This window comes from Gordonia sp. 852002-51296_SCH5728562-b (assembly GCF_001665475.1).
GTDB lineage: Bacteria > Actinomycetota > Actinomycetes > Mycobacteriales > Mycobacteriaceae > Gordonia > Gordonia sputi.
Genome location: NZ_LZMI01000132.1, coordinates 159,078 through 170,677, shown reverse-complemented (window position 1 = coordinate 170,677; position 11,600 = coordinate 159,078). Strand labels below are relative to the sequence as shown.

The 11,600-nt window shown below is 62.0% G+C and carries 13 protein-coding genes; 5 read left to right on the top strand and 8 right to left on the bottom strand.

Annotated elements, in window-relative coordinates; genetic code table 11:
• The first annotated feature begins 148 nt into the window (after nt 1–148).
• Together A5766_RS22710 and menE are read left to right on the top strand one after the other, a co-directional pair.
• Entirely contained in the window at nt 149–511 is a 363-nt protein-coding gene (locus tag A5766_RS22710) for a DUF3349 domain-containing protein (protein WP_005208586.1), read from the top strand.
• A gap of 10 nt (nt 512–521) precedes the next feature.
• Complete coding sequence (menE, locus tag A5766_RS22705) at nt 522–1,817, top strand: o-succinylbenzoate--CoA ligase (protein ID WP_231894786.1); 1,296 nt, start codon at nt 522–524, stop codon at nt 1,815–1,817.
• Here the strand turns inward: menE and A5766_RS22700 are convergent.
• The 3 genes from A5766_RS22700 to A5766_RS25395 form a co-directional block, all read right to left on the bottom strand.
• A complete protein-coding gene (locus A5766_RS22700) occupies nt 1,810–3,372 on the bottom strand; it encodes an alpha/beta hydrolase (RefSeq protein WP_082965616.1) in 1,563 nt (520 codons plus the stop codon). The genes menE and A5766_RS22700 overlap by 8 nt on opposite strands.
• A gap of 204 nt (nt 3,373–3,576) precedes the next feature.
• Nucleotides 3,577–3,879, bottom strand: a complete 303-nt coding sequence (locus tag A5766_RS22695; RefSeq protein ID WP_269449464.1) for an arsenate reductase/protein-tyrosine-phosphatase family protein — start codon at nt 3,877–3,879, stop codon at nt 3,577–3,579.
• Nucleotides 3,852–4,019 carry an arsenate reductase/protein-tyrosine-phosphatase family protein gene (locus A5766_RS25395; protein ID WP_269449463.1) on the bottom strand — a complete coding sequence of 56 codons (168 nt, stop codon included), beginning with the start codon at nt 4,017–4,019 and terminating at the stop codon, nt 3,852–3,854. Before A5766_RS25395 ends, A5766_RS22695 begins: the two co-directional genes overlap by 28 nt.
• A gap of 162 nt (nt 4,020–4,181) precedes the next feature.
• Here A5766_RS25395 and A5766_RS22690 point away from each other — a divergent pair, with 162 nt between their 5' ends.
• A complete protein-coding gene (locus A5766_RS22690) occupies nt 4,182–4,550 on the top strand; it encodes a histone-like nucleoid-structuring protein Lsr2 (protein WP_064906553.1) in 369 nt (122 codons plus the stop codon).
• A 23-nt stretch (nt 4,551–4,573) separates the two neighbouring features.
• On the opposite strand, the gene A5766_RS22685 is transcribed toward A5766_RS22690, so the two are convergent.
• From A5766_RS22685 to A5766_RS22675, 3 genes are all read right to left on the bottom strand, one after another.
• Nucleotides 4,574–4,993 (bottom strand): hypothetical protein, encoded by a 420-nt coding sequence (locus A5766_RS22685; protein ID WP_064906584.1) that lies wholly within the window; start codon nt 4,991–4,993, stop codon nt 4,574–4,576.
• A 191-nt stretch (nt 4,994–5,184) separates the two neighbouring features.
• A complete protein-coding gene (locus A5766_RS22680) occupies nt 5,185–5,958 on the bottom strand; it encodes a hypothetical protein (protein ID WP_082965615.1) in 774 nt (257 codons plus the stop codon).
• Between the two features lie 145 nt (nt 5,959–6,103).
• Entirely contained in the window at nt 6,104–6,637 is a 534-nt protein-coding gene (locus A5766_RS22675; RefSeq protein WP_064906552.1) for a hypothetical protein, read from the bottom strand.
• A 644-nt stretch (nt 6,638–7,281) separates the two neighbouring features.
• Between A5766_RS22675 and A5766_RS22665 the strand changes: the two genes are divergently transcribed.
• Entirely contained in the window at nt 7,282–7,668 is a 387-nt protein-coding gene (locus A5766_RS22665) for a hypothetical protein (RefSeq protein WP_197501597.1), read from the top strand.
• Nucleotides 7,669–7,713: 45 nt separating this feature from the next.
• Here A5766_RS22665 and A5766_RS22660 read toward each other — a convergent pair whose 3' ends face one another.
• Both A5766_RS22660 and A5766_RS24545 read right to left on the bottom strand, forming a co-directional pair.
• A complete protein-coding gene (locus A5766_RS22660) occupies nt 7,714–8,280 on the bottom strand; it encodes a hypothetical protein (protein ID WP_064906545.1) in 567 nt (188 codons plus the stop codon).
• A gap of 48 nt (nt 8,281–8,328) precedes the next feature.
• Nucleotides 8,329–9,552: a hypothetical protein gene (locus A5766_RS24545; RefSeq protein WP_156527556.1), complete on the bottom strand. Its 1,224-nt coding sequence runs from the start codon at nt 9,550–9,552 to the stop codon at nt 8,329–8,331.
• Between the two features lie 585 nt (nt 9,553–10,137).
• Between A5766_RS24545 and A5766_RS22655 the strand changes: the two genes are divergently transcribed.
• The gene (locus A5766_RS22655) at nt 10,138–11,562 is read left to right on the top strand and encodes a hypothetical protein (protein WP_064906543.1); all 1,425 of its coding nucleotides are present in this window, start codon (nt 10,138–10,140) and stop codon (nt 11,560–11,562) included.
• Nucleotides 11,563–11,600: the final 38 nt, after the last annotated feature.

Sequence of the window (11,600 nt, the reverse complement as noted above, 5' to 3'; positions counted from 1 at the left end):
GCCGCCCCCCCCCCCCCCCCCCCCCCCCCCCCCCCCCCCCCCCCCCCCCCCCCCACCCCCCACCCCCCCCCTGTCCCGGCCCCCCCCCCCCCCCCCCCCGCCCCGGACCGCTTAGAATCGCAGACCAGAACGCGTAAGGCGTCTGTGTGTGCGAGAGGGGGACGGCGTGGCCGATCGGCCGCAATTTCTGAAGAAGATCATCGACTGGTTGCGCGCCGGGTATCCCGACGGCGTACCCACCGATGACTACATCCCCCTCGTCGCACTCCTGCGTCGACAACTCAGTGAGGACGAAGTCGACGAGGTCTCTGGCGAGCTCATCCGCGAGTCGGCGCCGCCGCCCGAGCCGATCTCCAAGATCGACGCCGGGGTGAAGATCTCCAAGGTCACCCATGAGCTCCCCCACGAGGCCGACATCGAACGCGTCCGCACCTACCTCGAGTCACGCGGCTGGCCGTTCGACGACCACCCCCTCGACCCGCCACCGTCCGACGGCGCCGAGCCGGAGTAGTTTTGCTGCGGTGACCCGCATCCTGCGACCACTCCCCCTGCCTGCCGACTCGACGGTCCTCGACCTCCGCGACACCCTGCTCGCGATGGTCACTCCCCAACCGCCGCTCAGGCCCGCCTCGCTGGTCGAGCCCCAACCGCTGGTCGAGCCCCAACCGCTGGTCGAGCTTGTCGAGACCACGCCCCCCATTCCGCTGGTCGAGCCCCAACCGCTGGTCGAGCTTGTCGAGACCACCCCGGCCGCCCTGCCCACCCCGGCCGCCGACCCCGCGCACGCGGCGCGCCTCGCCGACGCCCTGGCCGCCGACGCCCCCATCGACGACGTCATCTCGCTCGTCATCTCCACCTCGGGCACCACCGGCACCCCCAAGGGCGCGCAACACACGCCCCACACCCTCACCGCGTCAGCGGCCGCGACGCACAAATACCTTGGCGGACCGGGCAATTGGCTCCTCGCGCTCGCCCCGCACCACATCGCCGGACTCCAGGTTCTCCTCCGCGCACTGGCTGCCGGGTTCACGCCAGGCGTCCTCGACGTCTCGTCCGGCTTCAATCCCGACGCCTTCGCCGACGCCCTCGACACCCTCGACGGTCCGCGCCGCTACACCTCGCTGGTTCCCACACAGCTCATCAAAGTCCTCGACTCCCCGCGTGCCACCGCAGCTCTCCGCAGCACCGACGCCCTCCTCGTCGGTGGCGCCGCAACCCCCGCCCCGCTCCTGCGCCGGGCACTCGACGCCGGCCTGCCCATCATCCGGACTTACGGCATGAGTGAGACCGGCGGCGGCTGCGTCTACGACGGCATCCCGCTCGAAGGCGTCACCATCACCATCCTCGACCCCTACCCCGAAGGCGTTGGGCGCGTGGCACTCTCGGGCCCGATGGTCGCGCACGGCTACCGTAATCTGCCCGAGCACCCCGCGTTCGCGACCCCCGGGACCTTCGTCACCGACGACCTCGGCCGCCTCGACGACGGCATCCTGAGCATCATCGGCCGCGCCGACGAAGCCATCACCACGGGCGGACTCACCGTGGTACCCCAGGTGGTCGAGGCCGTCATCCTCGATGACGACTCCGTGCGCGAGTGCGCCGTCGTCGGACTACCCGACGCCCGACTCGGCGAGAAGGTCGTGGCCTTCGTAGTTCCCTCCAACACAAGCACATTCGACGCCGAGCGCATCCGTGGCGCCGTCGTCGAACGACTCGATCGCTATGCCGCGCCCCGCGACGTCATCGAGATCGACAAACTCCCGCTGCGCGGGCCAGGCAAGGTCGACCGCCGCGCTCTGCGCGAGCGTTTCAGCTGACCTTGCGCGCTCCGGCATCAGCCGCGGATTCGCCACTCGTCGACCCTGCCCCGGGGTCCGCAGATGTGGCCGACGTGGATCTACTTGAAGGAGATGTGCCCACATCCGGTGTACCCGTCGGCGTTGTGGGTCCTGTTGTCGTGTCGGGTGTGGTCGGGTCGTCGGTGTGACCGGGGAGGTCGACAACCGGCGCCGCACCGTCAGAATGATGCGTAGGGCGTTCGTCGACGGGGCCCGTGGGACCCACGCTCGGTGGAGTCGAATCGGCGACCACCGGCTTGGTCGCCGAAGTCGACGTCGCGCCGTCGGTAGGCGACGTCGTGTCACCACCGGGTGCAACTACCGGAGCCTCCATCGAATCCGCTTGCACCGCAGTGAGAGTCGCCCCGGGAACACCCTCCGTGGCACGGACCTCCTGCACAGACGCGCCCGCAGACTTCCGACTCAACGCGGCAAGCGCATCCTCGATCGCCTGTGCGTCGCTGCCCGCACTGGCAGCCCACGCGTACCAGTTGTGAGTGCCGTTGCTGAAGTGGTAGTCGATCGGCAGCCCCTCGAGAACCGTCTGCACCTGCAGCAAGCGGGTCGAGATGAACGAGCCGGCCTCCAACCCTATGCCCAGCGCCAGTCCGGTCAGCGCGCCCGGCAAAAGCGCCGGAAGCTGCTCGGGCGTCTCCCTCCACGTCTTCTCGATCAGCGCCCAGGCCACCGAGAGCTCGTACTGCGTGGGAATGCCGTCTCCGGAGGAGATGATCACCGTCTGCCCGTTGGCCTGCGCCTCGGCGATGCGCTTGGCGACGTCGTTGTCGGCCCACGTGCTACCTGCCGTCAGCGGCAGCCCCCACATGGCCCACAGGCCGTTGTCGATGTTGGCGCGCGCTATCTGGATGAGCGGGATCGCCAACCACCCCAGTGGCGAATCCGTTTGGTAGTAGCCGGAGTACGAGCGGATCACCGAGAAGACCCCGGGATGATTCAGCCCGATGATCACCGCGGGCGCCCCGGACATCGAGACGCCGACGATGGCGTTGTCAGTGGTGCCGACGTCGAAGTTCTCCGCGAGGTACGCGGGCAATTCCTCACCGACGAAGGTGTCCCACTGCGGTGCAGTCTTACTGCCGGTCGGGGCCTGCTGCCAATTGGTCATCCACTGACCCGCGCCACCGGCAGGCATTACCAGGTTGTAGCTCGAATCGTACGAGCTCACCGCTCCCGCCTCGGGCAGCGACCACGTGCTGTACTCCGGATTCGATCCGAGTCCGTCCAGAAAATAGACGCCCTGCTCTTTGCTGCCCTCGGGGTTGTCCGACGGTCGCACCTGCACCACGACGTCCTGCCCCAGCGACGTCGAATAGAACGTGCACGTCTGGATGTGCTCGGCCTCTTCGTCGGGCGTGCGCCACACACATCCGTCGCGCAGTCGATCAGGGTCGACGGCCAGCGCGGGACCAGCAAGCCCGAGTCCGACCGACGCCGCAGTGCAGGCTGCCACGGCCGCCACGAGCGCGGCGCGTCGTCGACGACGAACACCGCTGAATTCTTTGTTGACCCGCACCCGAACTCCATCTCTCCCGACGCGAGTAATGAAACCACGCCGCGCACCCCGGTGTACGACCAGTGCGCAATTCGACGCCGCCCTCGCTACACGTCGTGTGTTTGGGCGCGTCGGGCCCACTCGACGACCGCAGCGACCTGCGGTGCGACCTCGCCGAATACCCGCTCGAAATCGGCTTTCGGCCGTCCCATCGGGTCGAGGATGTCAAGGTGTACGGAGTTGGTGTCGATACGGCCGCGACGCCATGATCGTCTCGATACCCGGCGCGGGGCCGGCTTCTCCCTGTGCGTCTCGGTTCAGGATCGAGACCAATTCGACGAATTCGATGAGCGTGAACATCCGCTTCCACCGCACCGGGAGCATTCGCTGACATGCTGCCCGATGTTCCCGGGTCATGCAGAGCACGAGATCGGCGGCCTGCAATACCCTGGGTTGGCGATATCGGGACTCGAAATCCGTTGCGTCAAAACCGTTCTCACTCAGCACCTCCACTGCATACGGATGCATCGATTGACCGTTGAGCGCTCCAACGCCAGCGCCCGATGCCCCCCCAGTCCGACACCATTCGTGGCGGCGATACCCCGGCAGATCCGCTCGGCCATCGGCGATCGGCAGATGTTGCCGGTACATACGAAAAGCGCGTCCATGCGATCACCCTATCGTCCACCCGAAAACGGCCCACTCCGAACGACGCACGGTGCCGAATATCCGATATCCACGTTGCTGAATTCCGCACAATAAACCGGTCGTCGCGCCGACATTCCGTGTCTGTCCCCCGTCTGACCCACAGCATCAGTTAACCTCGACGCATGGCAACCATCCGCTCAGTCGCATTTGTTGATGATCTGGACGGTCGGGAGATCGATCTCGACGACGTCCACTCCGTTTTGTGGTCATGGCTTGGCGTCGAGTACCAACTCGACATTTCCAGCGCGAATCTCGACAAGGTCGAAAACGGTCGCGTCACCGTCGCGAAACTCCTCGAGGCATCCACACGAGTCGGGGGTCGCAAGCAGTCGACGGCGCCTCGTGTGACCACAAAGAAGCCACCCAGCCCGACAAAGTCGGCGGCGTCGACGAGCGACATTCGGGAGTGGGCAATCGAAGAAGGGTACGAGGTCGGCCCCCGTGGCCGTCTGCCCAAGGAGATCGTCGAGGCGTACGAAGCCGCTCACTGACGCGCTTCGGCTCGGGGATCGGCTCAGATCCCCGAGCACGAACTTCCGAGATCCAACCGCCGACCGACGTCGGCTCCGCGCAACTTCCAGTGCGAATCCCCCTGCCGCGCGCCAAGAACAAAACGCCCTTCGACGACTGGGCTCCAATGGAAGATCGCGACGTGTCTATGCGGCACGACGTCGAAGGTGAATCGCAGAAGCTTTCCGTTGGCCAACCGCGTCGGTTGGCGCACAGAGAATGTCACGGGGTCGTCGTTCGTCACGCGCGCGGTGAGCGTATAAGTGCAGCCGGCGCCGTACTTTCCGGTGCCGCCCGGTTGCGCGATGGTCAAAGTACTCACCGCAGCATCCGCGTCTGCGGGGATCGCACCGATGGCCGTGCCGACGGTTATGGCCGCAGCCACCGCCGCCCGCCGAACCCGTGACTGTGCTTTGCGCGTCATCCACATCTCCCCGTGCGATCGACAGTGCGACGCGCTTCAGACTATCGATCACCTGAGACACACACCACCCGCTGGTTGAGCCCCTTATCCGCCGGTCGAGCCCCACCCGCCGGTCGAGCCCTTTCCCCCGCTGGTTGAGCCGGCCGCGAGCGCAGCGAGCAGCCGAGTCGAAACCACCCATCCCGACCCGCTCACACATCCCCGCGCGCCGACCACCCCGGGCTCGGCGTCATCGGAGCCCACGGCTGCTCCCCGCGCGCCGCGGCCCGCTTCGGCACCGCCGCAGGCACATTCGACGCGCACGCCTGCTGATCTGCAGTAGGGGTCGGGTACACCGCGGCGAAGTCATACCGCGACGCGTACCACCCACCAAAAACGTCAGCTCCAGGAGTCCGTTCCGAACCGCGCACCTTTACCGGCGGTGCGACGGCCTGCTGACGGAAGTCGATCTCGACGGGTCGCGGAGTATCGACCCGAGAATCCCACGCCGACGTTCCGCTCCCATCCCGAATCGAAGAATACCCGTAGCGGCACAACACGATTCGCGTCCCATAAGCACTATCCTCGCGACGCAGCGCTCTGAAGAACACAGTCCCCACCGACGGCTTGGCCTCCGACACCTTCGACGGATACACCGTGATCATCTGATCGATATTCGACGGCGCGGCGTCGGAAAATCCGGGATATCCCCAACTCGTCGACTGCGCCGCATTCGCGATCTCGAACGATTCGGCAAACGCGCGGACAAACGTCCCCTCGGGTGCCGAGAGATCGAGGACGTCGCTTGGTATCCACCGGAACGTGGTGTTGAAATCCGCAGGAATGTGGTCACTGGGAGCTGGCGGCGCCGAGACCGGGGTACCCGATTCGGTCTGTACCCCGCACCCGGCGATGCCGAACAGCAGGCAGAGGGCGGCCGACATTGTTGCGATCACTCCGCGATGCCTATGCGCCACGACGATCACCCCTTCGGCTACGGACCGGCCCTGGGTTGTCGGCTTAGTTGCAGGGTAGGCACCACGGCCGCGTCGCACGGCCAGTGCCGCGCGTCAGAAAGGCGAAGATAGTGCAACAGAATGGATAAGACGCCCCCCACCCGCCGGTCGAGCGTCACCCGCCGGTCGAGCTTGTCGAGACCCCCGCTGGTTGAGCCGGTTGCGAGCGAAGCGAGCAGGCGATTCGAAACCCCGACCGCGACAACCCAGACAAACCCCCACCGCGTGCTATGACCAGATCAACAACGGCAATTTCACGAAAACCCAGGCCGCAAGCGGTTTTCCGTGTTGACATGCGCGAGATGCTGTGACTGCGCCACACCCACCACGTGAGCAGCAGGCTCAACGTTCCGGCGGGCAGCGCCACCAGGAGAAAGCCTCGGGCGATGTTCAGTCGGAACATGAGGTCGAGCATCGCCAGCAGGCCGAACACCGACAGGCAGGCGGTGATGACGCGGCTGTACTCCTGCGGTCCCGACCCGACGATCCTCCGGTCCAGCGACTGTGACGCACGCAGCGCGAGTGGCCAACAGACAACCAGGCCGATCGACACGAAGATCGCCGGCAGCGCCCAACCGCCGTTCGGCCGCAGCGGGTCGTCGGACCCGAAGCGGAAGATCTGTGCGGCGAGCACGGCGATCGCTACCACCAGGGCATCGCTCCAGGTGACGCGCGTGACGTACGCGCTGACCCATGCTCAGGGCGACTCAGCTGACGCAGGCGTCGAGATAGTGAACGCGCTCTGGTCGCCACCGACGGCGAGTTCCCGTTCGGCAGTCATGACACGCCACCGAGTCGGAAGGTCGATAGCGACGCATGCTGCCCACCGCAGCCAGCATCGATCTCGGCGCAACGAAGGAACACGACCCTCTCCTTCTTCACGCGTGAGGTACTCACGACAGAACCAACCCCGACGGCGGAACGCATACGGACGGACGGTTTCGAACGCGTACGAGAAAGATTCACTATTTCGCATCATTACTACCGCTAACTATTGATAGTATGTGAACCTGGATTCAACGACTGTCACACCGCAACAACGCCGAGCGAGCATCGTCGACGCCGCCATCCGCATCCTGGATCGCGACGGCGCCGGCGCTCTCAACATGCGTTCTCTGGCCGAAGAGATGGACCTGCGGCCGATGGCGATCTGCCACTACGTGAGCGGTAAGCCCGAGTTGCTGTCGATGGTCATCGCGGAGGCGACGGGTCGAGTGAAGTGGCGCAAGCCGCGCAGTGGGAAGTCGCGCAAGCCGCGCAGTGGCCCCCGTGATCGGCTCCTGGCTCAGCTCAATGACACGTATGCGGGCCTGGGCTGCCATCTCCTGGCTACCCGAGCTACTGCACCAGGGAGCAAGCACAGGACCACCGCCCTTCGAGATGATCGACGCCTTCATCACCTCATGCAACGAGGTCGGCCTCACTGATGAGCAGGCGTACGACCTGTGGCGGGCGGTGTGGTCGCTCATCGGGTTCGAGTTGCAGTGGCATGAGGTCAACCGCGCCCACGACCAGAAGAAGCCCTGGATGGAGACTGTCGAGCCGAGCAGCATCGAAGATCAGTACCCGGCCCTGGCCCGGGTGCTACCGGTGTGGAACACCTACGCGGCCAAATACGACGTCCGGACTCACATCGCCGCGCTGGTGGACGGGACCATCGCGCGGTATTTGGGCGGGTGAGACCGCGGGGGCACGAGGAGCGGCCGAGGCGGCTGCAACGCTCAATCACTGCCAGAATAGGACCGGGACGTTGAGGAACGGGATCGAGACAGGCCGCGCCTTCATTCCTTGCGCGTCGTCCAAAGCCTGAGACGTCCATGCATAGAGATCCGCCACATTTGTCGACGTCCAATTGACCGACGTCGATGCTGGCGACACTGACCACGGCGGATCATCGGGATGGAAGAACGAGAAGTTCCTGCAGAGGATATAGGTCGAGTCCTTCGCATTCTGGGCCGCTATTCTCGCTTCAGACGGATGCTCTGGAACTGAAGCTGTGGCAGCCACCTTATCTTGGATTACATCGAATTGATCGACAGGCAGGACGTACATCCCACTTAACGACTCACGAAAACCTAGTACCGTATCGACGCAAGACTTTATTGCCTGCTGTTCGCGGTCACGCACGTCGATTTGATTAGGAATTATCACAGCACAAAACAACGCGACGACAGCCACTAGTTCTCGCACTAATCCTTTGCGGACGGCGGCGACCAACAGCCATGCTAGGGCAATATAGAATGCAAAATAGATGAAGTAGTTTAGCCAACCCATGCGCTCATTCAATTGCATCCGCCCTCACGCGCGTAGAACTCTGATCGAGGTCGTATTGTCTAGCTTTCACTTACAATCACTATTGTCCACGAATATCTGAGCACTTGCTTTGGACGCGACGAAGTCCTTGGAGTTGACCTGACCGGTAATTGGTATACTGCCCCGGCTGCACAATACTCCGGAAATATCTGACTTAATAATTGCCCTCACGCTTAGGGTGGCCTTCTTTCCAGGATCAATATCTCCCACCTGAACAGATCCTTTGTCGTCCGCATTGACCGCATACCACGGTTGATCATCCCGTTTCAATTGAACGGTACTCATATCAAGTACTACTGGAGATCCCTCATTGAACTGTGGAATCGTCAAGATGACCCCTCGAAGAGTTTGATGGCCGGAGTTCTCAACGCTAAGACCAACAGAAATTCTGGACTCTCCACGAGAGTAGGTAATCGAGTTCGAATATCTCGTATCTTGATCGTGCGCCACATACATTGTGTAGTAGTACGACATTTTTACAGCTTTGAAGGTGAAAATCACTGCTCCCCAGCAATCATCGCCTGACGGAAGGTTGCCATCTGAGTTTTTGCATCCAATATCCGCGCCCCTTGCCGATGTCAATTGCGTTGGATCGACCTCGTACGTGCGGCCCTTCCCTTGAATTGACACCCATGCGGACTCCATGGTGAGGAAGACCGCTGGATCACCGATGTTGGTAGTAAGCACGCCCTGAGACCCAACTTCGGCGGGCCGCGAATTTGCGGATGCGAGTCGTGCCACGATTGGAGTTCGCCGAAGCACGTGAGTCGGAAGCGAAATGGACATCCGTGTCTGCACGCTTTCATTCTCGCTTGAACCGTTGCGGAAGTATGCCACCCCCCGGTACTCTTTTCCTGGCCTCACCGTGACGATCCGCTTGTAATCTTGCGGCGAGTTACCCGAAATCTCCGCGATCGAGAGAAATTGCCGCTCGTCACCACCCAAAACACTACTGTTTCGGCTGTTTCGGTTGAACGCAACACTGGTCTTATCAGCATTCAAAACTCCGTCGTCAGCCTTTGGCCACCAGTCGACCTGAACATCGTCCAGACTTCTCTCGTAGGTAGCGGCGTCTTCGGAAAATGTCCCAAATACGCTACTTTGGCCTCTCTCGTCGGAACAGCCGAAGAGAGAGGCGCAACTTACGGCCAATATAACGAGGAGCGCCAGGATGTGCTGCGATTCTCCTCGAGATCTACGCGAGCGCACAGTTCGCAGATTCAGCCCCATCCATCGCCCTTCAGGATACATTTTGCATATTTTCCGTCACCCAGTCGCCAGCTGAGCGATAGCCTTGGTGATCTGCAGTCCGTGACGCGAGACAGCATAGGTCGATCGCAGTATCGCTATCCAGCATTTGAATGCGACACGACCTTTTGTGACTTTTTTGACAGTTTCCCAGACTCACTTCTCGATCTATCATCGATATGATAGGTGCCTAGCCTCGATCTTTCGTGGGGTAGTGGCCTTCCGTTGGGTGGGGCCCGGTCGGTGGTCTGAGGACCAAATCGCGGGCTGAGGCCGTGGAGGTATGAGCCGAAGCGTCTGTGGGCGTCGTGGTTCACGGCCCCGAGGGGTTGTTGAGCCGTCCTGACTGGTTGACGTTGACTGTCGACATGTTCACGGCTCGGATCTCGACCATGATGTCGCCGGCGAACACCCAGTCGATTGCCGGGCGATTCCGCTGATCCAGCCAACGCCTGGCTTCGAATTCTTGGCTGCGCACTGCTGGGCACACGCAGCGCAACGCGAAGCCTCCTCCGCGGTTTGTCAGTCTGCATCACATCTAGCTGGATAGGATCAGTTGTTCGTGCCTCAGCCTTCGAAGGAGCCCTCTTGCCCGATGTTCATCTGGACTCACTACGGCACGCGCTCGAGAACACCGTCGTCAACAACCTTGATGTCGCCGAAGCGTGTTTGGTCTATGCGACCCGCAGTTACGCGGATGGGCATACATTCAATACCGCCTCTCTGCGCAGTCTCGACGTATTCGCTGAGATCATCAAGCTGATTGGCGTGAACATCGTTTCGACCATCAGGGTTCCAGTGCTTGCTGAGCTCTCCGAAGTGATTGCCAAGTCATCTGACAGCCCGTTGGCTGCATGGCACGCGGCCAACGTCATCGCAATTGGCCTCGACGGCACGTTTGACGCCAACGAATTCAGCCCCGACGGCGCCGACATCTACGACCTCGTCGATATGTGCGCATTTCCTACCCACGCTCAGGGTTGCCTGTCACTTTATAGACCCCACGGCCTGTCCGAGAGTCCCAACCCGGAGCGGGTCGACCAGTGGAATCCTTCAACAGTGACGGGCCTGTCACTGTGGCGAAGTGAAAATACCCGCCCATTTCGCGTAACGCTCGACCGAACGCGCGGAAGGCATTTCGACATGGCTGTCGGAGAAAACGGACTGCGAATAGCCATACTGCAACCCAACAGGAACTTCAGCGAGATAAACATCGGGGATTGGTATATTACTGGAGGTACCCCCTTGTTCTTTGGTATACGACCAGCCCATCGTGCCAAACAGTATTCCGTTATCAGATCGGGCATCGAAAAAGCCTTCGCAGCGGGCGCTGGCATAGTCGTCCTACCTGAGTTGGTTTCTGATCGACATATCGTTCGGCGCCTCAGTACCTACTTGATCGGTAAGAACATCAAACTACGTGCACAGCTCAGGACATCGATGAATCATCACCCGTACTGTTCACAACTTCGCGTTGTCATATCAGGGAGCTATCACCATACTGACAACGACGGAAGGAACCGCAACTCGGTCAAGATTCACTTTTCGCACGGCCCTGATCGACCCGGCGATGGCTCACACAGCAAATCCGGCGTATTTCGGCTGCCTTTGGGTCCTATTGACTACACCGAAGACATCGAAGCCTCACATCAGATCACTCTCTATAGGGGGCGCGACTACAGTGTCGCGGTACTCATCTGCGCCGACCTATCGAACTTGACCGTCCAGGAAGTTCTGCGCCGAATTCAACCAACACTCCTCATAGTCTGCAACATGACCGGCAAGACGAGTGGCTTTGTGTCGATCGCGCATGGCTTGGTGGCAGCTGCGCAGACAACCACGGTATTCGCCAATAACCCGTCCCACTGGATTACAGGCGACCTTCACGAGCCGGGGGCGATAGTCGTCGTACCCGCGCGAGAGTTCGCCGAGCGAACCGTTCACCACACCTTCACCTCCCCGGCGGAGGTTGCTGTCTTCGACAGCGCGTCGAAACGTATTACAACCGTGTGATTTTCGTTGTACACAAGCGCGATCACGTTGCACGCGTG